The organism is Gammaproteobacteria bacterium, assembly GCA_021647245.1.
Taxonomy (GTDB): Bacteria; Pseudomonadota; Gammaproteobacteria; order RBG-16-57-12; family RBG-16-57-12; genus JAFLJP01.
On record JAKIVC010000020.1, the window covers coordinates 17,576 to 41,003 of the forward strand.

Annotated in this window: 24 protein-coding genes; 13 read left to right on the plus strand and 11 right to left on the minus strand. The window is 49.9% G+C overall.

The window, feature by feature from the left end; genetic code table 11:
* The first annotated feature begins 42 nt into the window (after positions 1-42).
* The 4 genes from L3J94_07175 to L3J94_07190 all read left to right on the plus strand — a co-directional run bounded on the left by L3J94_07175 (position 43) and on the right by L3J94_07190 (position 3,779).
* Positions 43-447: a hypothetical protein gene (locus L3J94_07175; GenBank protein MCF6218523.1), complete on the plus strand. Its 405-nt coding sequence runs from the start codon at positions 43-45 to the stop codon at positions 445-447.
* 192 nt (positions 448-639) lie between these two features.
* Positions 640-1,329, plus strand: a complete 690-nt coding sequence (locus L3J94_07180; protein ID MCF6218524.1) for a PspA/IM30 family protein — start codon at positions 640-642, stop codon at positions 1,327-1,329.
* Positions 1,330-1,334: 5 nt separating this feature from the next.
* The gene (locus L3J94_07185) at positions 1,335-1,991 is read left to right on the plus strand and encodes a YqiJ family protein (protein MCF6218525.1); all 657 of its coding nucleotides are present in this window, start codon (positions 1,335-1,337) and stop codon (positions 1,989-1,991) included.
* Positions 1,992-2,021: 30 nt separating this feature from the next.
* Entirely contained in the window at positions 2,022-3,779 is a 1,758-nt protein-coding gene (locus L3J94_07190) for a flotillin family protein (protein ID MCF6218526.1), read from the plus strand.
* Positions 3,780-3,793: 14 nt separating this feature from the next.
* Here the strand turns inward: L3J94_07190 and L3J94_07195 are convergent, their stop codons facing one another.
* Both L3J94_07195 and L3J94_07200 read right to left on the minus strand, forming a co-directional pair.
* Positions 3,794-4,645, minus strand: coding sequence for a DNA ligase (locus tag L3J94_07195; protein ID MCF6218527.1), 852 nt, complete (start codon positions 4,643-4,645; stop codon positions 3,794-3,796).
* A gap of 32 nt (positions 4,646-4,677) precedes the next feature.
* Entirely contained in the window at positions 4,678-5,370 is a 693-nt protein-coding gene (locus L3J94_07200) for a hypothetical protein (protein ID MCF6218528.1), read from the minus strand.
* 146 nt (positions 5,371-5,516) lie between these two features.
* Here L3J94_07200 and L3J94_07205 point away from each other — a divergent pair, with 146 nt between their 5' ends.
* Both L3J94_07205 and L3J94_07210 read left to right on the plus strand, forming a co-directional pair.
* Positions 5,517-6,560 carry an efflux RND transporter periplasmic adaptor subunit gene (locus tag L3J94_07205; GenBank protein ID MCF6218529.1) on the plus strand — a complete coding sequence of 348 codons (1,044 nt, stop codon included), beginning with the start codon at positions 5,517-5,519 and terminating at the stop codon, positions 6,558-6,560.
* A 3-nt stretch (positions 6,561-6,563) separates the two neighbouring features.
* Positions 6,564-9,785, plus strand: a complete 3,222-nt coding sequence (locus tag L3J94_07210) for an efflux RND transporter permease subunit (GenBank protein ID MCF6218530.1) — start codon at positions 6,564-6,566, stop codon at positions 9,783-9,785.
* Here the strand turns inward: L3J94_07210 and recQ are convergent.
* A complete protein-coding gene (gene recQ / locus L3J94_07215) occupies positions 9,777-11,609 on the minus strand; it encodes a DNA helicase RecQ (protein MCF6218531.1) in 1,833 nt (610 codons plus the stop codon). The two genes, L3J94_07210 and recQ, sit on opposite strands and share 9 nt — an antisense overlap.
* Before the next feature lie 264 nt (positions 11,610-11,873).
* Here recQ and L3J94_07220 point away from each other — a divergent pair, with 264 nt between their 5' ends.
* Positions 11,874-13,055 (plus strand): NnrS family protein, encoded by a 1,182-nt coding sequence (locus L3J94_07220; protein ID MCF6218532.1) that lies wholly within the window; start codon positions 11,874-11,876, stop codon positions 13,053-13,055.
* Positions 13,056-13,280: 225 nt separating this feature from the next.
* Positions 13,281-13,880 (plus strand): lytic transglycosylase domain-containing protein, encoded by a 600-nt coding sequence (locus L3J94_07225; GenBank protein MCF6218533.1) that lies wholly within the window; start codon positions 13,281-13,283, stop codon positions 13,878-13,880.
* Between the two features lie 7 nt (positions 13,881-13,887).
* Here the strand turns inward: L3J94_07225 and L3J94_07230 are convergent, their stop codons facing one another.
* From L3J94_07230 to L3J94_07255, 6 genes are all read right to left on the minus strand, one after another.
* Positions 13,888-14,307, minus strand: coding sequence for a hypothetical protein (locus L3J94_07230; GenBank protein ID MCF6218534.1), 420 nt, complete (start codon positions 14,305-14,307; stop codon positions 13,888-13,890).
* Positions 14,308-14,408: 101 nt separating this feature from the next.
* On the minus strand, positions 14,409-14,627 hold the full coding sequence (locus tag L3J94_07235; GenBank protein MCF6218535.1) for a hypothetical protein: 219 nt from the start codon (positions 14,625-14,627) through the stop codon (positions 14,409-14,411).
* Between the two features lie 73 nt (positions 14,628-14,700).
* Positions 14,701-15,339 carry a response regulator gene (locus L3J94_07240; protein MCF6218536.1) on the minus strand — a complete coding sequence of 213 codons (639 nt, stop codon included), beginning with the start codon at positions 15,337-15,339 and terminating at the stop codon, positions 14,701-14,703.
* A gap of 65 nt (positions 15,340-15,404) precedes the next feature.
* Positions 15,405-16,067 (minus strand): nucleotidyltransferase family protein, encoded by a 663-nt coding sequence (locus L3J94_07245; protein MCF6218537.1) that lies wholly within the window; start codon positions 16,065-16,067, stop codon positions 15,405-15,407.
* The gene (locus L3J94_07250) at positions 16,067-17,062 is read right to left on the minus strand and encodes a phosphotransferase (GenBank protein MCF6218538.1); all 996 of its coding nucleotides are present in this window, start codon (positions 17,060-17,062) and stop codon (positions 16,067-16,069) included. The genes L3J94_07245 and L3J94_07250 overlap by 1 nt, the downstream gene beginning before the upstream one ends.
* A 424-nt stretch (positions 17,063-17,486) precedes the next feature.
* On the minus strand, positions 17,487-18,368 hold the full coding sequence (locus tag L3J94_07255; protein MCF6218539.1) for a DUF4382 domain-containing protein: 882 nt from the start codon (positions 18,366-18,368) through the stop codon (positions 17,487-17,489).
* A 186-nt stretch (positions 18,369-18,554) separates the two neighbouring features.
* On the opposite strand from L3J94_07255, the gene L3J94_07260 reads away from it, so the two are divergent.
* Genes L3J94_07260 through L3J94_07270 form a run of 3 tightly spaced genes read left to right on the plus strand, consistent with a single transcriptional unit; the run spans position 18,555 to position 20,632 of the window.
* Positions 18,555-19,880, plus strand: coding sequence for a sodium-dependent transporter (locus tag L3J94_07260; GenBank protein MCF6218540.1), 1,326 nt, complete (start codon positions 18,555-18,557; stop codon positions 19,878-19,880).
* A 4-nt stretch (positions 19,881-19,884) separates the two neighbouring features.
* On the plus strand, positions 19,885-20,319 hold the full coding sequence (locus L3J94_07265) for a type II toxin-antitoxin system RatA family toxin (GenBank protein ID MCF6218541.1): 435 nt from the start codon (positions 19,885-19,887) through the stop codon (positions 20,317-20,319).
* Positions 20,309-20,632 (plus strand): RnfH family protein, encoded by a 324-nt coding sequence (locus L3J94_07270; GenBank protein ID MCF6218542.1) that lies wholly within the window; start codon positions 20,309-20,311, stop codon positions 20,630-20,632. The genes L3J94_07265 and L3J94_07270 overlap by 11 nt, the downstream gene beginning before the upstream one ends.
* A gap of 1 nt (position 20,633) precedes the next feature.
* Here L3J94_07270 and L3J94_07275 read toward each other — a convergent pair whose 3' ends face one another.
* Positions 20,634-20,975, minus strand: coding sequence for an outer membrane protein assembly factor BamE (locus tag L3J94_07275; protein MCF6218543.1), 342 nt, complete (start codon positions 20,973-20,975; stop codon positions 20,634-20,636).
* A 102-nt stretch (positions 20,976-21,077) separates the two neighbouring features.
* Here L3J94_07275 and fur point away from each other — a divergent pair, with 102 nt between their 5' ends.
* Complete coding sequence (gene fur / locus L3J94_07280; protein ID MCF6218544.1) at positions 21,078-21,494, plus strand: ferric iron uptake transcriptional regulator; 417 nt, start codon at positions 21,078-21,080, stop codon at positions 21,492-21,494.
* A gap of 3 nt (positions 21,495-21,497) precedes the next feature.
* Entirely contained in the window at positions 21,498-22,949 is a 1,452-nt protein-coding gene (locus tag L3J94_07285; protein MCF6218545.1) for an SLC13 family permease, read from the plus strand.
* Here L3J94_07285 and L3J94_07290 read toward each other — a convergent pair.
* Positions 22,909-23,427, minus strand: coding sequence for a methylated-DNA--[protein]-cysteine S-methyltransferase (locus L3J94_07290; GenBank protein MCF6218546.1), 519 nt, complete (start codon positions 23,425-23,427; stop codon positions 22,909-22,911). The two genes, L3J94_07285 and L3J94_07290, sit on opposite strands and share 41 nt — an antisense overlap.
* Between the last annotated feature and the right edge of the window lies 1 nt (position 23,428).

Consider the following 23,428-nt stretch of genomic DNA (forward strand, 5'->3'; position numbering starts at 1 on the left):
ATTCAGGAGCGCTTTAAGCCCAAACATCATCAGGAACTTATTGTGCACTTTCGTCACCATAAAATTTTGTTAGTTATTTTGTTGCTGGTAGAGTTGTTGCTGGCGGCTAATATTGAAATCGAACGTATGCATCGCTTGAATTTGGCGATGGGTGTTGTCTATTTTGGTGTGGTGTTCTGGTTTATCTTTGGTGAGCGGCAGTGGTGGCCCTATCTGCTTGCGGGCGTCACCTATATTGTCTACATCGTAAGCTATCGCCTGTTATCCGTCTTTGACCTTACTTTTGATCGTGTCAGTTACCACCTCTATTTAGCGCTACTGTGGGGGAGTATCTGGCTTATTCACACTTTTGTTGAGCGAAACATGGGTCCACCTGTCGCGCCGCCGCAAAAAGACCACTCCAAACGGCTCACTCTAGATGATGATAAGGATGATGACCCTTATTAACTCGATTTTTTTGTAAAATATTGCCTCAAATGATTACTGCCTGCTCTCCTCAGCCCCAAAAAAATACCACTCACAGCAACATGCGGCCACTGGCCGGATAGACGCTGCCATCCTTAATTTTCTCAGATAATCTCTCTACAACCTTACCGAAGTTTCAATTTTTATATTTTATAAACAAGAGGAAGGATAGTGATGAAAGAACTATTAGCCAATCGTGTTGGGCGCATTGTCAGTGGCAGCCTTAATGCACTTATAGATGCTGTTGAAAATGCAGCGCCTGAAGCCGTGATGCAGGAATCCATTCGTGAAATTGACAGTGCGATTGATGAAGTCCGAGCCGAACTGGGGCGTACCGTTGCGAGCAAACACTTGGCAAACAGCCGCCTCGTGGAAGAGCACCGAAAACATGCAGCGCTCGCAGAAAAAATAGCACTTGCGGTAAATGAAGCTTGTGATGACCTGGCAGAAGTGGCGATTGCTAGCCAGCTGGATATCGAAGCGCAGATTCCAGTACTGGAAGGGACCATAGCCGAACGCAGCACCCAGGAAAAAGAGCTGGAAAGCTACATCGCAGCATTGCAAGCAAAAAAGCGTGAAATGCAGGCTGAACTCAAGCAGTTTCGTGTCATGCAACAGCAAGCAGATGCCGTTGGAACGGCGGGCAAAGCGACGGCAACAGAGAGCCGCATTGAAAAAAACGTTGAAAAAGCAAGCGCTGCTTTTAGTCGCGTCATGGAAAGTAGCACGGGCCTTTCAAACGGGCCTGCTGCACATTCACATCATGCCGCACAACTGGCAGAGCTGGACAAGATGGCGCACAAGAATCGAGTACAAGAAAGACTTGCGGCCATTAAAAAAAACAACCCCGCTGACAGTAGATAAATCTGATGATTGAATTTTTGACAGAGACCGGAAATATACCTTTTAGCGTGGCATTAGCGCTGATGATCGGTATTACGGTACTGGAAGGTGTCGCTCTGTTGATCGGTTTTGCACTGTTCAGCACCATAGGCCCGTTGTTGCCCGGTGTTAATGTTGATGTGAAAACATCTTCATTCTCGTCACGAACGTTGGGTTGGTTGCGTATCGGCCAAGTACCTTTACTCATGTTGTTAGTGGTTTTTCTCACAGCCTTTGGCTTGATTGGATTAACGCTACAGTCATTTGCACAAAGCATGACGGGCTCGCTATTACCGGCTGCATTGATCTCAATACCGGCTTTGCTGCTTAGCTTGCCCATCGTCCGTGTTTTGGGTGGCGCGCTGCATAAAATGATACCGAGGGATGAAACGGACGCCGTAACCGAAGAGAGCCTAGTAGGGCGTATTGCCACCATTACACTGGGCACCGCATTCGTTGATAAGCCAGCTGAGGCGAAAGTCAGGGACCTACACGGCACCACCCATTACGTGATGGTTGAGCCGGATGCCAAAGGAAAATTGTTTACCTCAAGCCACTCAATTTTGTTGGTGCGTAAAGAGGGTGCAATCTTTAAAGCGATTGAAAATACCAACCCTGCATTAATTGATCACGATATAGCTTGAAAGTATATCGAAAAATAAGGAGTCACATCGATGGATAATTTAACGACTATTGCGTGGTACGTGGGCAGCATACTCATCATGCTACTGTTGCTGGGGATGATGTTTTCACGCATGTACAGGCGCGCATCGAAAGAAATTTCTTTTGTAAGAACGGGCTTTGGAGGACAAAAAGTAATACTCAACGGCGGCGCACTGGTTATTCCAGTATTGCATGAAATTATCCCGGTCAATATGAATACGTTACGCCTGGAAGTTCGACGATCTAGTGAGCACGCATTGATTACACGAGACCGTATGCGAGTCGATGTCACGGCGGAATTCTATCTTCGCGTAAAACCGTCTCAAGACTCCATTGCGAATGCAGCGCAAACACTCGGTATGCGCACCATGAATCCGACGCAGCTAAAAGAGTTGATTGAAGGAGAATTTGTCGATGCATTACGTGCTGTAGCCGCTGAAATGGCGATGACAGAACTGCATGAGCAACGAGTCGATTTTGTGCAAAAAGTACAGCAAATTGTCTCAGAAGACCTGTTGAAAAATGGCCTGGAGCTGGAGTCGGTATCGCTCACGGGACTCGATCAGACAAAAAGAGAGTTCTTTAATCCAGACAATGCGTTTGACGCAGAAGGCCTGACTCGGCTGACTGAAGAGATTGAAACACGCCGTAAAGTGCGCAACGACATTGAACAGGATACCAACGTCGCTATCGCAAAAAAAGATTTGCAAGCCGAGCGTCAGCGCCTCGAAATACAGCGTGAGGTTGAATACGCGCAGCTTGAACAGCAACGTGAAGTAGAAGTGCGTCGTGCCGCTCAAGCGGCAGAAATCACCAGCGAGCAGGCAAGCAAACATCGAGAAGCTCAGGAAGCCGAAATCACGGCCCAACAGAAGGTTGATACGGCAAATATTATTGCTGAGCGAATCGTCGAAGAAGAGCGCATTGTAAAAGAACGACAAATTAAGGAGCAAGACATCAACCGGGAAAAGGCCATTGAAACTGCGGAAATCGAACGTCGCAAAACCGTTGAGTTGGCAGAGCAGGACAAAGCCATCGCTGTTGCGGAAAAATCCAAATCACAATCAGAAGCTCAGGCTGAAGCAGATCGTGCGCGCCAAAAGTCGATGAAAGAGTCCGAGATCATTCAGACCGTACGTGAGACAGAAATTGCCGAACGAGCTAAAGAAGTTGAGTTGGTCAAAGCACGGGAAAATGCAGAGCGTCAGGCCATTAGTATCACCTTTGCCGCAGAGGCACAGAAACAGGCGGCACAAGACCAGGCCGAGTCGATCCGAATACTGGCTAATGCCGAGGCCGAAAAACAACGCATTGAAGCAGTCGGTGAAGCAGAGGCCATCAAATTACGTGCCGATGCAGACATCCAGCGTTATAGCGTTGAAGCAACGGGTAAACAGGCCATTAATAAAGCGTCAAACACGCTCTCTCCCGAACAAATAGCGATGAAAATTAAACTCGAATTATTGGAAAAACTGCCTGATATCATCCGCGAAAGTGTCAAACCGATGGAGCAGATTGATGGTATCAAAATCATCCAGGTCGGTGGTTTAAATGTGGGTTCAGATTCGGTGGCTGATGGGGTAAGCAACTGCGGCGGCAATAGCGGCAACCTTGCCGATCAAGTGGTGAACAGCGCCTTGCGTTATCGAGGGCAAGCTCCGCTGATTGACTCCTTGTTGTCAGAAATTGGTTTAAAAGGTGGTGATATCAATGGGCTGACGGAATGCGTGCAGTCTGACTTAGGAGATGAGCCAGTGGGGTCAGTGTAAATAATAAACCGCCTCTACTGTTCAGGCTCACTACGAACACGCAAAAAACTGGCAAATTTAGGTATGCCATTGATGGTTGTCCCTGTGAAGGTGTAGGTGACGGTGCTGCCGATGGGTGGCGGTTTTTTGCGTTGTTGGTCACTCAAGCCGCTACCTAGTTTGAATGTTTTGCCATGGCGATTAATAACCAGTAGGGAGCCTAACAGGCCGTGGTATTTTCCTTTTCCGGGCTGGTGTCCGATCACGGTGGCTTCTTCGTCCTGATATATTTTCACTTTAAGCAGGTTGTTGCTTCTCCCGGCTCTGTAGTGGGCGCTCCCTTTATGTAACATTAACCCCTCTCCACCGGCAGTGACAACCTGCTCCACTCTTTTCATCAGCGCGGCATGGCTGGGTAGTTGGTATTGTTTGACCATCTGTAGGTGGGGGCTTGGGTGGGCATCAATAATTTGTTTGAGTTTGATCAGGCGTTGTTCGAAGGGGATGCCTGCGAGCGGAAGGTCAAAAACCATGTAGCGAACCTTGCGCCACAGCTTGTGATGGGTTGGCCGCTGTCGCACGGTGCTGAGCAGTTTTTCAAACTGACCTCGGCTAATCCATAGCTCACCATCCAATTTATGCGTGGGAAGTGCATCGGTAAACCACTGGGGTGCGGGGAACGGGTTGCCATTTTTTGAGATTAACTCGTTTCCGTCCCAATAAGCTCGCACACCATCAAGTTTTTCACTTACCCAGTATTGTTCAATGTCGATGCTGTTTTGGTATTTGTGGGCCAGCGGTAGTGGCGGTGGTTCGGCTGAGTAGAGTACGTTGTAAGGGGTGATGACCAGTAGCCATATTAGCCACTGGGGAAGTAGGTGTCTCATCTGTGACCACTCCTTGGTCTTTAAACGGCTTGTTACGGTTTGGCTTTGCCAATGAACTGCTCTATGGCAGGGTCATTTTGTGATGCTTTGATCTCTATTATCTTGCCGCTGTTCTTTCCGATAAACGGTTGTGCTTTGCTGAGCATCAGCGGGATTAACACCCGTAAATCATTGTTCGCACTGTCCGCCTCAACAGTAATCATCCAGAGCTGTTTTGCTTGTTCATCGTTACTGCGCCCCTCTAGTCTGAGGTAACTTTTATAGGTGGTTGTCTCGCTGGAGCGTCGCTCTCTCCCGACTAATTGATAGCGGTAGGGGACATAGAGCTCGGTAGTGGTGGTGGCGGCAGCGCCATCACGGATTGTGTGCTCTTTAATGGAGATACTTTCACCCCCCGTGTATTCATAGACGGGCGTGCTGTAGGTGCGGCGCTTAGTGGTGCCTCGGTTAATGCCAAAACTGAAGTATATTTTCTGCTGGGCAGAGGCCTTCTGCTGGGTGCTGTGTAGCCCAGCCTCTTTGAGGGCTTGCTGAGCATAGTGGCTAAACTCCTTGAAGTAGAGGTCATCGGGGTCGATGTTCGGATCGCCGCTGAGTAGCTGATAGGCTGGGTTGTCTGTTGAGTAATCTGGCGCGGTAATGGCATCCAGCTTCAGATGGACAGTGCTGGTGCTGCAAGCACTGAGCAGTAAGGTGATGAGTAGTAGTGGTACTTTTTGCAGCATGGTGAGACCTTTTGCGATTCTACGAGGCAGAGTGTAGCGCCTCTTTGGGTTTTTGTCAGGATCCCTGTTTTTAGTATTGTATATTAGCATTTACTGATATAGACTTAAGTGGCGAGGAAAAGTTCCCGAGAGGCAGGCAGGTGAAGATGAGTAAATTGACGACAATGGCAGTACTGTTTTTTGTGCTGGGCGTGGCCCCGGTGAAAGCTGAAGATTCGATGCCGTTACAGCTGCTGGAGTACAAGGAGTATTCCCAGCAGATGACATATGACGGCGTTATTGAGGCGGTTCAGCAAGCGACCCTCTCGGCGCAGACATCGGGTCGTATTATCGAAGTAAATTTTGATGTGGACGATTTTGTACCACAGGGCAGTGTCATCATCCGGATGCGAGATAAGCAGCAGCAGTCGCAATTGAGTGTGGCCGATGCGGCGCTGCAAGAGGCGAAAGCTCAATATACCAAGAACAAGGCGGAGTACCAGCGCCTTGCGGATTTGCGAGATAAACAGCTGGTCTCTGTTGCGGTGTTTGATCAGGCGGTTGCGGATCTTAATGCCGGTGAGCAACGCTTGAAAGGGGCGCAGGCCAAATATCAGCAAGCAAAAGAGCAGCTCGACTACACTGTTGTTAAAGCGCCTTTTAGCGGTATTGTGGTGGCACGCCACATTGAACCCGGTGAGATGGCAAGTGTCGGTCAGCCACTGATGAGCGGTTTTGCGGTTGATGATATGCGGGTAAATGTATCTGTTCCGCAACATTATATTGAACGGGTTAGAAAAAACAGCACGGCAAAGGTTATTTTTGGTGTAGGCGAGGGGAGGGCCTTTATCAGTGAGGCGGTTGTTGTCTACCCCTATGCCGATCCGGTTACCCATAGCTTTACTGTTCGAGTGGGTTTGCCGAGTGGCCTGGAAGGTGTCTACCCCGGCATAATGGTGAAAGTGGCCTTTAGTGCAGGCTCGTTTCGCGCATTGGCGATTGAACCGAAGGCGATTGTTCAGCGCAGTGAGTTAAGTGCAGTTTATGTGAAGAGTGGTGATGTGCTCTCTTTTCGGCAGATTCGTTTGGGTAGGAGCCTAGAGGATGGGCGTACCGAGGTGTTAGCCGGGTTGTCTGAGGGGGAGCAGGTCTCACTGGAGCCGCTGCGTGCCGGTATTTTGCTCAAACAGCGTCAGCGGGCGGGAGAGTAATTGATGAGTGAGTCGTCTCTGGGTCTCTCCGGTGGTATTGCAAAGCGCTTTCTTCAGACCGAAATCACGCCACTGCTGGCGTTAGTCGGGCTGCTGCTGGGTCTGTTTGCCGTGATGGTGACTCCGAAAGAGGAGGAGCCGCAAATTGATGTCACTTTTGCCAATGTTTTTATTCCATTTCCCGGTGCGTCAGCTCGTCAGGTGGAGGCGTTAGTCAGTACACCCGCAGAGCAGGTGCTTTCAGAGCTGGAGGGGGTGGAGCATGTCTACTCGGTCTCCAAGCCCGGTATGGCATTGCTAACCGTCAGCTTTGAGGTGGGCGAGCCGCGTACCGATGCGATTGTTCGCCTCTATAACGCCATACACTCCAATAGTGACTGGATTCCGCCCAATGTTGGGGTTCTACAGCCCATTATTAAACCGATGGGGATCGATGATGTGCCCATTGTCTCGCTCACGCTGTGGAGTGAAGATGATCAAGTCGGGGCTGCTGAGCTTTCCAAAGTTGCTCACGCTATCGAAATTGAGCTGAAACGGGTTAAAGGTACCCGGGATATTTACACCTTGGGTAGTCCCGATCAAGTGGTACACATCCTGCTCGACCTACAAAAAATGGCAGGTTACCACATAGCGATTGATGAGCTAAGCCAGGCACTACAGCAGGCTAACGTCTCCAGTGAAGCGGGGGTGATGATTCGTGATAACCGCGAAATTCAGGTGCGAGTGGGTGATTTTTTCAGTAGTGCCGAAGAGATTGGCCAGCTGGTGGTGGGTGTCGAAAAGGGCAAACCAATCTACCTGGCCGATGTTGCCGAAGTACATATCGGCTCTGATCAGCCCGAGCAGTATGTCTGGTTTGGTACCGGCCAGGCGATTGCCGAAAAAGGTGTGACGGCGCGGGGTGAATTTCCTGCGGTGACGATTGCCATTGCCAAACAGCCGGGCACCAATGCGGTGGATGTGGCAGAGCAGGTGGTTCAGCGTATTGATCAGCTGCGAGGGATTTTGATTCCTGATGGTGTTGAGGTGACGGTCACCCGAAACTATGGAGAAACAGCCGATAACAAGGCGACCAGTTTGATTAAAAAACTGCTCTTTGCCACGCTCTCGGTGGTGATTCTAACCTGGATTGCGATTGGTCGACGTGAAGCCTTTATTATCGGTAGTGCGGTGGTCGTCACGCTGGCAATGACGCTGTTTGCCTCATGGGCATGGGGCTTTACCATCAACCGTGTTTCGCTGTTTGCACTGATTTTTTCAATTGGTATTTTGGTCGATGATGCGATTGTGGTGGTTGAAAATATTCATCGTCACATTCAACTGAACAAGGGTAAGCCCCTTTCAGAAATAATTCCTCAAGCGGTAGACGAAGTAGGCAGCCCGACCATTTTGGCAACTTTTACAGTGATTGCCGCACTGCTGCCGATGGCCTTTGTGAGTGGCTTGATGGGTCCCTATATGAGCCCAATTCCGATTAATGCCAGTATGGGTATGATAATCTCTCTGGCCGTTGCTTTTGTGGTAACGCCTTGGCTAACACTTAAAGTGCTGGGTGAAAACCCCGTTGTTGCCGGGCACCAAAAGAGTGGTGAGCCGGGCCTATACCCTCTCTTTAATCGTGTCATGCGCCCGTTTTTGATGGGCGACAAGGGGCGAGCTAAACGTTGGAGTCTGTTGGGTGTGGTGGTGCTGTTGATCGGGCTGTCGGTCTCTTTAGTTGCGGTTAAACTGGTGGTGCTGAAAATGTTGCCATTTGATAATAAATCTGAATTTCAGGTGGTGGTCGACATGCCTGAAGGAACACCCGTGGAGGTGACGGCTCGCGTACTGCGTGAGTTAGGCGCTCATATCGCCAGCGTGCCAGAGGTGAGTGATTATCAGGCATACGCCGCCACGGCAGCGCCGGTTAATTTTAATGGTTTAGTACGTCAATACTATCTGCGCAGTGATTCGCATAGGGGTGATCTGCAAGTGAACCTGGTCGATAAATCACAGCGTGATCGCAGTAGCCATGAAATAGCGCAAGCAGTTCGTGCACCGCTACAGCTGATTGGCCAGCGCTTTGGCGCAAATGTAAAAATAGTGGAGGTGCCGCCAGGGCCTCCCGTGCAAGCGCCTTTAGTTGCCGAGGTTTACGGACTCGATTATGTCGGCCAGATTCAGGTGGCTAAACAGCTGCGCAAAGTGATGGAAAATACCGATGAAATTGTCGATGTGGATGACTCCATAGAGACTTCCTCACAGCGCTACGTGATTCGGGTTGACCGTTCCAGAGCCGCACTTTTGGGCGTCTCGCAGCAAGATGTGGTGGCGGCCATTTCAACCGTGCTAAGCGGTGCCGATGTGAGTTATCTGCATCGCGACTCTTCAAAGTATTCGGTGCCGGTACGGATTGAGGTCTCTGAGGGTGACAAGGCGGACCTAAATACGCTCTTGGCGATTAAACTCAGAAGCCAAAGTGGTCGATTGGTGGCGCTGGCGGATCTGGTAACGGTGCGTACCGAAGAGCGTGAGCAGACCCTCTATCATAAAGATTTAATGCCAGTAGTTTTTGTGACTGCCGATGCGGCAGGTCGCACGGATAGCCCGTTATACGGCATGTTTGATGTTTTCTTTCAGCTGAAAAACACACTGTTTGAACCAGGGCACAGCATCGAACAAGTGCTGTTTTCACAGCCGGATAACCCCTATCAATACAGTGTGAAGTGGGATGGTGAGTGGCAGGTCACTTTTGAGACATTTCGCGATATGGGGCTTGCCTATGCGGTGGGCATGATTCTTATCTACCTGCTGGTGGTTGCTCAGTTTCGCTCGTATATTGTGCCGTTGATTATTATGGCACCGATCCCTCTGACGATTATCGGCGTGCTACCCGGCCATGCGCTGTTTGGCGCGCAGTATACGGCAACATCAATGATCGGCATGATTGCCTTGGCCGGAATTATCGTGCGGAACTCCATTCTATTGGTGGACTTTATTAATCAGGAGTTGGCCGCAGGTCGGCCATTTGATGAGGCGGTGATTCGCTCAGGCGCGGTGCGCGCAAAGCCGATTATATTGACCGGTTTGGCGGCGATGCTGGGGGCGATGTTTATTTTGGATGACCCGATTTTCAATGGCTTGGCGATTTCGCTGATCTTTGGGATTCTGGTGAGTACCGTACTCACCCTATTGGTGATTCCTGTTATGTATTATGCCTTTATGCGTAAGCGATTCTCAGTCTGAGTGGTGCGCTGTGGTGATAATTTCGACAAAGTCGGCACCGTAGCGCTCTAGCTTCTTAGCGCCTACGCCGGTTATTTGTCCCATCGCCAATAGATTGGCTGGGCGCGAGATCACCATCTCGCGCAATGTGCTGTCGTGGAAAATAACAAAGGGCGGCACCCCTTGTTGATCGGCCAGCTCTTTGCGGTACTCCCGTAACTTTTCCCATAAGCTATTTTCTGCTGGGGTGGCAAATGCTTCGACGCTGCTTTTATCACGCTTGCGGCTCTGGCCGGCGGCTTTTTTCAATTTCCGTAACTGCAATGCCTCCCCCTTTAATATGGGGCGAGCGGCTTCATTCAGCTTAATCGCGCCATGTCCCTCAATGTCGATACTCAGCAGACCCCGTGAAATCAGCTGACGAAAAAGGTGCCGCCACTCCTGAGTATTTAGCTCTTTACCGATGGCATAGGTACTCACCTTATGATGGCCAAAGCGAGTAATGCGCTCACCCTCTTTACCCATTAACACATCAACCAGGTGATTAACCCCGAAGCGCTGGCCGGTGCGGTGTACGCAGGAGAGCGCTTTTTGCGCGGCGGTGGTGGCATCCCAGGTTTTGGGTGGATCCAGGCAGGTATCGCAATTGCCACACGGGGCATCTAGGTGGTCACCAAAGTAGTTGAGTAGTGCTTGGCGACGGCAACTGGTAATTTCACAAAAGCCCAGCATGGCGCTTAACTTGTGTTGTTCAACCCGTTTATAGCGCTCACTCGCTTCAGACTGCTGCTGCATCTGGCGCAACACGATCACATCTTGTAAGCCATATAACATCCAGGCATCGGCGGGTTGGCCATCACGTCCGGCGCGGCCAGTCTCCTGATAGTAGGCTTCCAAGCTTTTAGGTAGGTTAAGGTGGGCCACAAAACGCACGTCGGGTTTGTCGATTCCCATGCCGAAGGCGATGGTGGCCACCATAACAATGCCATCCTCTCTCAAAAATCGTTGTTGATGGGTGCGGCGCTGCTCTGTGCCGAGTCCCGCATGGTAGGGGAGCGCCTTGAGGTCTTTGTGACAAAGCCAGCTGGCGAGCTCATCAACTCGCTTACGCGAGAGACAGTAGACGATGCCCGCTTCACCCCGGTGTTCGTTCTGCATGAAGCGCAACAGTTGATCACGGGCATTACCACTGTTTTCGGAAATACTGTAACGAATATTGGGCCGGTCAAAGCCGCTATTGAAAAGCGTGGCGTGTTGCAACGAGAGGCGTTCGATAATCTCCTGCCGGGTGGCCATATCGGCGGTGGCGGTGAGTGCAATACGCGGAATCTGTGGAAAGCGCTCATGCAGCACCGAGAGCTGAATATACTCCGGACGAAAATCGTGCCCCCACTGGCTGACGCAGTGAGCCTCATCAATGGCAAACAGCGCCACCTCGATTTGAGATAGCAGGGCCAATGTCTGCGGCATCATTAAACGCTCAGGGGCGACATAGAGCATCTGTAGCTCACCCCGATGAAGCTGCTGGATGACCTGCTGTACCTGTTGCGCAGTCAGTGATGAGTTGAGATAGGCGGCACGGATACCGAGTTGTTGCAGCGTGTCGACCTGATCCTGCATCAGTGCAATCAGTGGTGAAACGATAATGCCCACACCGTCCCTGACTAGTGAAGGTATTTGGTAGCAGAGTGACTTGCCGCCACCGGTGGGCATCAGCACCAGCGCATCCTGGCCATTGCAGAGCTGATCTACAATCTGGCTTTGCTGCGAGCGAAAGTCGTCATAACCAAATACCTGCTTGAGGATCTGCCTCGCTTTATTCGATGCGGGTGTTTCATTTTTCATCTATTCTCACATAAAAAGTAATAGCGCGACCCATAGAGTAGCCTATTGTGTTTGGAAGGTCATTGAAGGGTGTCGGAACGCTAGGAGGCTTAAAACCTCATGCCGATCACTCCGAGCAAGCCCAGCTCGCCTTTAAACGCCTTGTTTCGCATAAGGAGGCCCCTAAAAATTGACCTGCATCAAAACATACCATATTGATTGAATGCTATAGTGAAGAGAGTAATCACTACACCTATCGAGCCACTCTGAGGTTGTTTTTCTGCTATGCAAATCGAACGTCCCCACGATCCCATTACCGGATACACCCCCTTTGCACTCGGCTTTAGGCCCTTTTTTTGGGCGGCTGGCGTCTGGGCACTCATCATCTTCCCTTTCTGGCTCAGCCAGCTTGGGCAAGCGTGGCTAATTTCACCCTATTACGCTGATAATATCGCCTGGCATCGCCACGAAATGCTGTTCGGCTATGTGATGGCGGTGATTGCGGGCTTTCTACTTACGGCGGTTAAAAACTGGACCCATCAACCCACACCAAGTGGTGTGCCGCTGGCCATGCTGTTTCTCTTGTGGCTAGCCGCACGCATCACGCCACTCTTTGAGCTGCCCATACTCATCACGGCCACACTCGACGTGCTATTTACACCGCTCCTCGCATTGCTGATCGCCATCCCCATCTGGCGTAGCCGCCAGCATAACAACCAGATATTCCCGCTCTTATTGTTGCTCATTGGCGGTGCCAATCTGTTCATTCACCTCAGCATGCAGGGGGTGGTTGAGGCCGATATTCAACGCAGCAACACCCTTGCCGCACTATTGATGTTGTGGATTCTGGTTATCATGGCGGGGCGAGTAGTGCCCTTTTTTATCGAGCGCGCCACTCAGGGCTTTAAACGGAGAAGTTGGCGCATTATCGAATTTCTCAGCCCAGCCACACTGGCATTGTTGATCTTCGTACAACTCACTTCTAACCCTACGTTGATCAGCCTGGCTGCTCTGTTTGCCGCCGCTGTCCATCTTATTCGCCTAATGGGGTGGTATACCCACCAGTTGTGGCGTGAGCCATTAATTTGGGTGTTGTGGCTTGGTTATTTGTGGCTGGTGATGGGCTTTGCACTGCACGCGCTCGCAATGCACGGTGTCATGCCGTTATCTTGGGCGCTGCACGCCTATTTTGCAGGTGCGCTAGGAGTGCTTTCCCTGGGGATGATGGCCCGCGTGGCGGTGGGTCACACTGGCCGAGAGATGCGACTACCCCACCCAGCACTGGTTTACGCTTTTGCTTTAATAAACCTGGCTGCACTGCTTCGCGTATTCGCACCACTTCTACCACTCAGTTACCATTGGCCACTCGGATTTGCAGCCGCTGCATGGTGCTTAAGTTTTCTCATTTTCACCTGGTTCTACACCCCGATATTGCTAAAGGCACGCATCGATGGGCGACCGGGTTAAGCGATTTGAATCATTACTTTAAATCTTGGGTAGAGTGATTAATGGCAGCTCCCGAATGAAAATTTTTCTATACCGATGGCGGCTCATTTATAGTTTTTGGTAAAATGGCCGCCTTTAAACAGTAGAATGGCCGGCAGTAAACCCTAATCCTCAGGTAGAAACGTAAAGCAATGATTAAGGGCTAAAGGCTTTTCAGCTAGGCTAACTCAGATGTGTGAGAATTTTATGTCGTACTATAAGCTACCCAGAGCGCGTCAGATGATCAATATGGCAGGCGTTCTATTATTACTGCTGATATTTTCAAATCAGCTGCATGCCAAAACAGGCTACCCCGAACCCGAACTGCTGGAGTTATTGAGTAAAGCGGTTTCTGATGTTCACAGTTTTGAAGATCGATTCGATGCAGAAGTGTGGCTGCACGATATGTCATCCCGCCTTGCCCGGCGCATTCCTGACCATGAAAAGCGCATTGAGCTACTAAAGATGATTCATCAAGAGGCAAAGCTTGCCGGATTACAGCCCGAGCTCGTGTTAGCGGTCATTGAGGTGGAGAGTAACTTTAATCGCTGGGCAATCTCATCTGCGGGTGCCCGAGGTTTGATGCAAATTATGCCATTCTGGTTGGATGAACTGGAACGACCGGATGATAATCTATTTGATATACCCACCAACCTTCGCTTTGGCTGCACCATTCTCAAGCACTACCTTGACCGAGAGAAGGGGCAGCTGAGCCGCGCACTGGCGCGCTACAATGGTAGCTTGGGTAGCTTTCGCTACCCCAACAAAGTATTCAAAGCGCTGCGTGAGCGCTGGGGTATCCGTTAGCAGAGGATCAGTAGTTCAAGGTACAGACCAAATTACGGCAACTGGCTCCAGGGTTAACACCAATGGTGCATCTATCCGCTCGCTCAAGTCGATGATCAAGCTTATTATCTGTCACATCATACTCCCGTGCCACGCTGGTGATTTGGGTCACATCTGAAGAGGTGACCGAGTAGGCGAAATAGTAACGAAATCCTCCGCAAGATTTGGTGCCAACACCAATTGTTTGACACTCAAAATCAGAGCTACAGTGCGCCTGTTGTGTCAACATTTCTAATTTAAACTGTAATTCAGACAACTTCTTATAAAGTTGGCCATCCTCACCGGAATCACCATAGATCTCGCTCACCACCTGATCAGGTGTCATTCCAGAGCAGCCTGTGAGCAATATAAACAGAAAAGCCAACCCACTCTTCTTCAGGTACACCATAACGCCCCCCTTTCCAACTATTTGATCACTGTTTCGATTAATGTAGTTTACATTAAATGGTAAATGCTTGCAGGCCACATCTCACGCCCTCGAAGGTCGCATCACCTGAGGTCAGTTGTTACATTCAGCACAACGGCGAGTGTCGCCATATCCACTGCAGCTGAAAAGAGAGCCGACGCACCGTTCGGTAAATGAACACACCCCTCACGATCAACCACGCCCCCATGAGCTGTACCCGCTGAACAGGTGGTCGAGTCAGTAGTGTTGGTGGTCGTCGCGGCTGCGGAGTGGGTTGTCGGGGATGAGCTTTGGCATGGCATGAGCGCAATCTTTATGCTTTGATGCCATTTTGCGCTATTGGGGTGGGTTGGGTTTTTTCTACGGCTTGAACACCTACTCCTCTTTCAGCAACTTATGCTGCATTGCCAACTGCATCAGCTCCACATCACTGCCTATCTTGAGCTTTTCATAGACTCGACACCGATAGGTACTGACTGTTTTAGGGCTGAGGCTGAGGCGGTCAGAAATATCCTGTCCACTCAGCCCTTGGGTCAACATCATCACAACCTGCAATTCACGTTGTGATAACAGCACAAAGGGTGAGATGTCAGCTTGTTGTTTATGTGACATTGCGATGTTTTGCGCCACGCAGCGAGCGACGTAGGGCCGCCCTTCAAAAACGGTGCGAATCGCCTGAATCATCTCTTCACAGGCACACCCTTTGGTTAGGTAACCCACCGCGCCCGCTTGTAGCAGCTTGTTGGGAAAGGGGCCATCCGCATGCACCGTCACAATAATGATCTTCAGGTTTGGTTGCAACTGGAGTAACTTCGTGGTCGCTTCCATGCCACCAATGCCCGGCATGTTGATGTCCATCAAAACCACGTCCGGGTGTGACTGCGCGGCAGAACTCAGCGCAACTTCGCCACAGTTTGCCTCGGCAACTACTTCAATATCAGGTGCATCATCCAGCACTCGTGCCAGCCCTGCCCTAACCAATCCATGATCATCAACAATCATTACCCGAATCATACGGTCCATCCATTTAAAATATAGCGTGAAACTTGGCTGCTATAAAATTAGATCAGCGGAATAAATCATTTAATCAGTTGTAAATTCAACTGATGAAGACGCTCTGGGGTGCCCACATCACACCAGGTGCCTGGGTAATACTCTCCACTCACTCTTTTTTTCACTATTTGCTCTTTCAGCAAAGGAGCAAGAGGGTAACGGCCAGCCTGACATTTTGCAAAAAAATCGGGGTGAAACACCGCAATCCCGGAGTAGGTTAATGCATGATGAGGTGAGAGAGAGAGTTGTCGTTTATTCAGTGAAAAATCGCCCTTAGAGTGTTGAGCCGGGTTATCTACCATTACTAAATGAGCAACACCTTCAAGCTGCGACGGCAGTTTTTTGAAAGGGTAGTCACACCAAATATCACCATTAACCACTATAAATGGCTCACTACCCAACAGTGGTAAGGCGTGAAAAATACCGCCCGCCGTCTCCAGACCCCCCGCCGGTTCTGCTGAATACCTCACCTGTAGGCCATACTTCGCTCCATCGCCAATTAACGCTTCAATTTGCTCGCCAAGCCAGGCATGATTAATCACTACTTGGCTTACACCCGCCTCCTTTAAGGCAATCAAATGGTGAATTAGCAGTGGCTTTTTTTGAACCTTTAATAGCGGCTTGGGTGTGCTATCGGTTAACGGGCGCATCCGTTCACCACGTCCAGCTGCCAGTATCATAGCCCGCATCAACCAGCCTTTTCTGTCAAGCGGTTGTTGGGTGATCGTAATTTAAGCACACTGGCCATCTCAGAAAACTGAGGGTATTTTTCAGTCATTTTAAGCAGATAGTTAAAGGTTCGTGGGATATCATCTAGGTAGTTCGGCTTGCCATCTCGATAGTTTAATCGAGCAAAAATGCCAATCGCTTTAAGGTGTCGTTGCATTCCCATCAGATCAAACCATTTAACAAACTGTGGCTCATCACAGGTAAGCAAACCGGCGGCAAAGGCACGCTGGTAATATTGATGCACCCAGCTATATATTTGAGTATCTGGCCAACCAATATAGCAATCTCTTAAGAGTGAAACGAGGTCGTAGCTGATCGGCCCCATAACGGCATCCTGATAATCGATCACCCCGGGGTTATGAGTGGCACATACCATCAGGTTGCGTGAGTGATAATCACGATGCACGCACACTTTTGGCTGGGCCAGGGCACTGGAGATCAAGGTTGAAAAACTCTGCTGCAATACGTCATGTTCAGAGCAGCTTAGTTCCACTTTTAGGTGTTGGCCAAGAAACCACTCACTGAAAAGCATCATCTCGCTCTGCAGCATCTGCTCACCATAATCAGGCAAGGTTTTATCCTTGCGGCAAGCACTCTGAAGCGTCAACAGAGTGGAAATAGCATCGTCGTATAGCCTGTTTGCACTCTGATCATTTAGCGCAGAGAGATAATCTTCTCTTCCCAGGTCACCCAGCAATAAAAAACCATTTTCGATATCTTCTGCATAGAGCTGGGGAACATTGAGGCCCGCCTGCTCAAATAGCCGGGTTATTCTGATAAATGGGGTGATCTCTTCATGGCTGGGTGGAGCATCCATCACAATATAACTTTGACCAGAGGCGGTAATACGAAAATATCGCCTGAAGCTGGCATCACCAGAAACAGGCTCCAGTATCAGTTTACTTTCGTTAAGGCTCTTTTTTAGCCAGTGGTTGAGTCGCTCAAACCTTTGCATTGCCGCTTAAACCCTGTTGTTGAACGAAGCCGCTATGCGGCAAGAAAGAGCAAGCCCATTGTCCCACTGTGTGGTGAAATTACTCTCAGGTGTAACCTCCCTCTTCATTCGAAGGATGTTCGTCACAAGCATGAGGTTACACGGCTATGACATCATCAATCGAAATGACATTCAAGCAGGATTTTCAGGCCCATGGCTAGAGGGGCGGGGCAGCGCTCATCTATCTTGGGCGTTATCTCTACCGGGTGCTCAACGCCTCTGGATAACGCTTTAGCACGTTCTCAATCGGCTATGTAGAGTCTCCTCAAAAACTTAGCATCAAGCGCGTCGCTCTCCATGGTGATCAGTGAACAAGTTGAGATAGAGGAAAAAAGAGCTGCGTAATCAGAAAAAGTGCCCATTGTCTTGAAAAACCTTAGGAGGGCTAAAAATCGTGGGTAGTGGTTTGTTTGGCGGCCACGGTGACATTGGTGGTGCCAATGTAGGTGAGGGGTTCGCTGCTTGCCGGAAGATCATCGGCTGCATTGCAGACAAAGCTGATGGTGTAGTCACCTTCTGGGAGAAATCCGAGGCTGTATTGGTAAGTGGAGTCGGTGAGTAGCGAGCTTGTAATGGGTTCTACCCCGATGTTATCCACATCGTCCGGGGTGGTATTTTGCCCGGTATAGGCGTATACCGCGTGGCTTGTTCCGGTGCAGTTTGCACTGATGGTGGTACCATTCACGGTGCCTTGTATATGGCTACTGCTGTGGGTCATTACCTGTCGAAGTGTGGGTTTTAAGGTGTAGTTTACATCGGGTGACTGAGGTGCGGTGATGGACTTTCTCAGGTCAAAGTCGATGGTGATATAGGTATCGCTACTGGCAGAGATAACAAAGCTTTGGCTGAGCCGAAGGCCGCGCTCACTGCCGTTGGGCATATAGAGTGAGTAGCGGCCACCATTTGCCTCAACATAGGAGTCCTGGGTGTTTTCAAGTGCATTGACCTTAAGGCGCATCCAACGATAGGTGCCCGCTTCGATCGCCTTGTTGTTTAACAGTCGTTCAAACTGACTCCCCTGTAGAGCGAGCAAGTTGATTTTTTTGGGTGTATCAAAGTCGATACTAAATCGATTTGCTGATGCTGAAAGAGGCTCGAACTCGATGCCGCTAAACTCGACCCAGACAGCGCTAACCTCATCCACTGCAGCATCTGTAATGTCGAGGGTGAGTCCGCCATCATTTACGCTAAGGTCTGGGCCACTGCCACAGCTGAGGAGTGCGATACCCGCCATTAGATAGCCCGCAATTTTGTTTGCAGAGAACATCACAACACTCCTATATTTTGTCTAGTTTACACTAGCACGAGATCTTTGCATAAAAGGGGTTCGTGGCTGTTTATCTACTCGTGTAGCAGTATGCTAGAATGGGTGTTTTTCCTCCTCAAACCAAAAAAACAACGGGAGAGAGTAGTGTCTCAACGATCAATCCACGGGCAATGGTCCTCGCGCTGGATGTTTATGCTGGCAGCAACCGGTTCGGCGGTGGGCCTGGGTAATATCTGGAAGTTTCCCTATATCACAGGCGAAAATGGTGGTGGGGCCTTTGTGTTGGTTTACCTGCTCTGTATTGCCGCAATCGGTATTCCTATTATGATGGCAGAAGTCATGCTGGGTCGCCGTGGCCGGCAAAGCCCGGTTAATACTATGGCGCTCTTGGCAAAGGAGGCCGGTAGCCACAAGCTATGGAAATACCTGGGTTGGATGGGGGTGATTGCTGGTTTTTTGATCCTTTCGTATTACAGCGTGATTGCCGGCTGGGCCACGGCCTATGTGTTTCGTGCTGCCAGCGGCGTTTTTGTCGGCCAGACCGCAGATGGTATTGCCAATCTATTTAATGACCTGATCTCTGATCCGGAAAAACTGCTCGCATGGCATACTATTTTTATAGTTTCGACCATGGTGGTGGTCTCTCGTGGTGTCTCCCATGGCTTGGAAAAAGCGGTGCGCTTTTTAATGCCGTCACTCTTCATACTGCTACTCATTATGGTGGGGTATGCGATTAATAGCGGTGCCTTTAGTGAGGCGGTTGATTTTCTGTTTACGCCAAACTTTGATGCGTTGACTGCTCAGGGGGTGTTGATTGCCATGGGCCACGCCTTTTTTACGCTGAGCCTGGGCATGGGTGCGATTATGGTTTATGGCGCATATCTAGATAAAGAGACCTCGGTGGCGCAAACCTCCATCGGTATCGCCTTTGCGGATACGGCGGTTGCCCTGCTGGCGGGCCTGGCAATCTTTCCTATCGTCTTTGCCAGTGGCCTGGAGCCGGGTTCTGGCCCTGGTTTGATCTTCAACACGCTGCCAATTGCCTTTGGGCAGATGGTTGGCGGCACATTTTTTGGCACGCTGTTTTTTGTTTTGCTGGTTTTTGCTGCGTGGAGTTCTGCCATCTCCCTGATTGAGCCGCTGGTGGCCTGGCTGGTGGAAAAGCGGGGAATGACCCGTGTAAGAGCTTCTGTTTGGAGTGGTCTGGCAACGTGGCTGGTGGGTATCGGAACGGTGCTCTCATTCAATAACTGGGCTGACAACAAGATTTATGGCATGACCTTTTTTGAGTCGGTGGATTTCTTGACCTCAAACGTCATGTTGCCACTGGGTGGGTTGTTAATCGCACTCTTTGCCGGTTGGGTGATGAAGCGGGAGCACGCCAAAGATGAGTTGGCAATCGGCTCTACATTGTGGTTTCAACTCTGGCTCTTCCTGGTGCGTTTTGTCACGCCGGCTTGTGTGATTATTGTCTTTCTTAATGCCCTTGGCGTATTCAATTTAGCGGGGTAATTGAGTGGCTTCAATCAGTCGTAATGCGTTGGTTTCATACTCTGCCGCACAAATGTATCAGCTGGTGGATGATATTGAACACTATGATCAGTTTCTGCCGTGGTGCAGCGGTACCACGGTCATCTCCCGTGATGAGGATGAGGTGCGGGCACGCATCAGTATCTCCAAGGCGGGTTTTAACAAAAGCTTCGCCACCTGTAATCGCTTGCAGCGCAACAAGATGATCGAAATGCGGCTGCTGGAAGGCCCCTTTAAGCACCTGGAGGGGTATTGGCGTTTTGATGTGTTGGCGGATGATGCCTGCAAGGTGACACTCGACTTGCAGTTTGAATTTTCCAGTAAAATTATTGGCGCAACCTTTGGTCCCATCTTTGGGCAGATTGCCAGTGGTATGATGGATGCCTTTATGAAGAGAGCGAAGCAGGTTTATGGAAAATAAACAGCTGATAAATGTTGAAGTTGCCTATGCATTAGCAGATAAGCAGACGCTGATTCCTCTGGCGCTGGAAGAGGGGAGTACCGCACAGCAGGCAATTGACTCTTCGGGGGTTTTGTCACAATTTCCGGAGATTGATCTTACTAAAAACCGTATTGGTATCTTTGGCAAGCTGTGTAAATTAAATACGGTTTTGCGAGAGAAAGATCGGGTGGAGATATATCGTCCGCTGATTGCAGACCCCAAAGCGGTGCGGAAAAAACGTGCAGAACAGGGCAAGGCGATGAAAAAGGGCGGTACCACTCCGGCAGGGTGATTTACTCTGCTTTACCGCTACGCTCTTTGGGGGGCGTATAACCACTTTTGTCGATAGCGTTTAGTTTGCCCTCAGTGTCGAAACGCAGTACCAAGTGGCTGGTTTCAGTCTGCTTATCTTTTTCACGATAAGTGTAGGTATAGTCCCAGCGATTAGCGTGGAAAGGGTCTGTGATGGGCGGTGAGCCGAGCAGAAAGCGAACGCGCTCCTGACTCATGCCCACATGCAGCTGTGCAAGCACTTCAGGGGTGATGACATTACCTTGTTGAACATCGAGTTTGTGCAGGCTACAGCCCACCAATAGTGCCTGGCTAATGCAAATAATAATGAGAAGTTTTTTCATTGCTTGTGTAAAATAACCGGTTGTTGGCTGAGTTAAATAATCGAGCGAGCATCATACCCCAAGCACTGGGTAATAGCACGTTGCTCAATTTCGAGGTGAGATATGAGTAAAATTGATCTGAAAAAAATGGGTTTAAAAGTGACCCTGCCGCGCCTGAAAATACTCGCCATGTTAGAAAATAATCAGGGCGAACATTTTAGCGCAGAGGATGTTTACAAAGCGTTACTTGAGAGCGGTGAAGATGTGGGTCTGGCGACCGTTTATCGAGTGCTTACTCAATTTGAGCAGGCGGATATACTCAATCGTCACCATTTCGGTGAAGGGCACTCGGTATTTGAGCTTAACCAGGGCGAGCATCACGACCACATTCTTTGTGTGAAGTGTGGTGAGGTGAGTGAGTTTTCTGACGAAATAATTGAACAACGACAGGAGGCCATTGCGAAACAAATGGGCTTCGAAATTACCCATCATAGTCTCTATCTATATGGTATTTGTCCTGGATGCCAAAAGAAAAAATAATCGATGACTGAAACGGCAAAACACCTTGCACGGTTTATTGGGCCACTGATTGGCATTGGTTTGCCACTATTGGTGGATATTCCAGGACACTCGCATGCCGACATTATGCTGGGTGTGGTGATCTGGATGGCGATTTGGTGGTTGACGGAGTGTGTGCCGTTGGCGGTTACGGCGTTGTTACCGCTGATTATCTTTCCACTCACGGGCATTGCGAGCGCGAAGGAGACGGCTCCGCGCTACATGAGCTCGATCATGTTTCTGTTTATCGGTGGCTTTTTGATTGCTCAAGCGATGGAGCGCTGCGGATTGCATCAACGTATTGCACTGCTTATTTTATCCCGCCTACACCATAGCCCGCTGCAAATTCTACTGGGATTTGCATTGACCACGGCTTTCTTGTCAATGTGGATCTCTAATACCGCCACCACCATGCTGATGGTGACGATTGTGGTGGCAGTGTTGAGTCGGCTTGATAAATTGTTTGACCAAAAAACCATGCTACTGCTCTCTTCTACTTTATTGTTGGCGATTGCTTACAGTGCCAATATTGGTGGTATGGGCACACCCGTCGGCACCGTACCCAACTTTGTTTTTCTGGAAAATATGCGACTGGTTAACCCAGAGCAGGTACCCAGTTTTATGCAGTGGATGATGGTGGGTGTCCCGCTGGTGGTGGTTGGTATTATTATTGTCGTGATGTTATTAGGGCGCAGAGTGAAAAATATACCCTGGCCAAAACAGGCGATGGAGGGTGTACACGATGAATTAGTGGGCTTGGGTCGCATGCGGCGGGATGAAAAATTTGTCGCCTGGGTGTTGGGTCTAACCGCATTGGCATGGATGACCCGTAAGGGTATTGCCGGGGATAGTTTCTCTGTTCCAGGCTGGTCTTCGCTGTTGCCATACCCGGGTGTTGATGACTCAACGGTGGCGATGTTCTCCGCGCTGTTGCTGTTCCTGATTCCCATACGTGAAGGCAAGCCTATTCTTGACCATAAAGCAATTGGTCGCTTGCCGTGGGAGATCCTGATTCTATTGGGTGGCGGTTTTGCACTGGCGATGGGGATGATGAATTCGGGCCTTTCACAGTGGATTGGTGAGCAGTTAGCTTTTCTTGCGGTTATTCCTCTGCCTTTGATGTTGCTGGGTATCGCGCTGGTGATTACCTTTCTCACTGAAGTGACCAGTAATACCGCGACGACACAAGTGATGCTGCCAGTGTTGGCGGCGGTGGCCACGGTGGCTGGCATGGATGTGACGATGGTGTTATTGGTCGCCACACTGGCCGCGTCCTGTGCCTTTATGTTGCCGGTGGCGACACCGCCCAATGCGATTGTTTTTGCCACCGAACGAGTGACAATGGCTGAGATGATGAAGGTGGGTATTCGGCTAAATATTATTATGCCGCTGGCGATTATTGCGGTGGTGATGCTGTTACGGGATGTGATGCCTTGAAGCCGCGTTCGAGGTTGATTAGATAGCTTTTATCACCCAGACCACTGGCGTAGCCAGTGAGCTTTCCCGATTTCCCGATAATCCTGTGGCATGGCGCGATAATTGAGATCGGGTTTAAGCCGTTGGCTCTGCCGATAGCTCTCACCGCTTTTGGGTTGCCAATTAATACCGCCTGTTGTGCATAGCTTCTTGTCTCGCCATAGGGCACGGTGAGCAGTGCATTCCATGCTAACTTCTGGAACGCTGTGCCAGAAAAATAGAGTGGCAGATCAAAGTGGCTTCTTTGGTGTGAAAAGTACTCATTCAGCTGCTGCTCTGTTTGTGACAGGAGCGGGTGCCTCTCCTCCACAACCTTCCCCAGAGTAGTTTTTAAACGCTCCCAGTTATTACCGATGGCCAATACCCTTAGGAATTTTCCATCGGTTGCAATATGGATGGAGCCTAACGGTGAATTGAGCTTTTGGTAACAGCCTGTCATG

Excerpts from the sequence above, each read along its gene's own strand:
- L3J94_07260 (MCF6218540.1), top strand. The coding sequence starts at position 18,555 with ATGTTTATGCTGGCAGCAACCGGTTCGGCGGTGGGCCTGGGTAATATC.
- L3J94_07235 (MCF6218535.1), bottom strand. The coding sequence starts at position 14,627 with ATGCCATGCCAAAGCTCATCCCCGACAACCCACTCCGCAGCCGCGACG.
- fur (MCF6218544.1), top strand. The coding sequence starts at position 21,078 with ATGAGTAAAATTGATCTGAAAAAAATGGGTTTAAAAGTGACCCTGCCG.
- L3J94_07290 (MCF6218546.1), bottom strand. The coding sequence starts at position 23,427 with ATGACAGGCTGTTACCAAAAGCTCAATTCACCGTTAGGCTCCATCCAT.
- L3J94_07240 (MCF6218536.1), bottom strand. The coding sequence starts at position 15,339 with ATGATTCGGGTAATGATTGTTGATGATCATGGATTGGTTAGGGCAGGG.
- recQ (MCF6218531.1), bottom strand. The coding sequence starts at position 11,609 with ATGAAAAATGAAACACCCGCATCGAATAAAGCGAGGCAGATCCTCAAG.
- L3J94_07195 (MCF6218527.1), bottom strand. The coding sequence starts at position 4,645 with ATGAGACACCTACTTCCCCAGTGGCTAATATGGCTACTGGTCATCACC.
- L3J94_07190 (MCF6218526.1), top strand. The coding sequence starts at position 2,022 with ATGGATAATTTAACGACTATTGCGTGGTACGTGGGCAGCATACTCATC.
- L3J94_07230 (MCF6218534.1), bottom strand. The coding sequence starts at position 14,307 with ATGGTGTACCTGAAGAAGAGTGGGTTGGCTTTTCTGTTTATATTGCTC.
- L3J94_07205 (MCF6218529.1), top strand. The coding sequence starts at position 5,517 with ATGAGTAAATTGACGACAATGGCAGTACTGTTTTTTGTGCTGGGCGTG.
- L3J94_07275 (MCF6218543.1), bottom strand. The coding sequence starts at position 20,975 with ATGAAAAAACTTCTCATTATTATTTGCATTAGCCAGGCACTATTGGTG.
- L3J94_07225 (MCF6218533.1), top strand. The coding sequence starts at position 13,281 with ATGTCGTACTATAAGCTACCCAGAGCGCGTCAGATGATCAATATGGCA.
- L3J94_07220 (MCF6218532.1), top strand. The coding sequence starts at position 11,874 with ATGCAAATCGAACGTCCCCACGATCCCATTACCGGATACACCCCCTTT.
- L3J94_07285 (MCF6218545.1), top strand. The coding sequence starts at position 21,498 with ATGACTGAAACGGCAAAACACCTTGCACGGTTTATTGGGCCACTGATT.
- L3J94_07185 (MCF6218525.1), top strand. The coding sequence starts at position 1,335 with ATGATTGAATTTTTGACAGAGACCGGAAATATACCTTTTAGCGTGGCA.
- L3J94_07210 (MCF6218530.1), top strand. The coding sequence starts at position 6,564 with ATGAGTGAGTCGTCTCTGGGTCTCTCCGGTGGTATTGCAAAGCGCTTT.
- L3J94_07245 (MCF6218537.1), bottom strand. The coding sequence starts at position 16,067 with ATGCGGGCTATGATACTGGCAGCTGGACGTGGTGAACGGATGCGCCCG.
- L3J94_07255 (MCF6218539.1), bottom strand. The coding sequence starts at position 18,368 with ATGTTCTCTGCAAACAAAATTGCGGGCTATCTAATGGCGGGTATCGCA.
- L3J94_07180 (MCF6218524.1), top strand. The coding sequence starts at position 640 with ATGAAAGAACTATTAGCCAATCGTGTTGGGCGCATTGTCAGTGGCAGC.
- L3J94_07270 (MCF6218542.1), top strand. The coding sequence starts at position 20,309 with ATGGAAAATAAACAGCTGATAAATGTTGAAGTTGCCTATGCATTAGCA.
- L3J94_07250 (MCF6218538.1), bottom strand. The coding sequence starts at position 17,062 with ATGCAAAGGTTTGAGCGACTCAACCACTGGCTAAAAAAGAGCCTTAAC.
- L3J94_07200 (MCF6218528.1), bottom strand. The coding sequence starts at position 5,370 with ATGCTGCAAAAAGTACCACTACTACTCATCACCTTACTGCTCAGTGCT.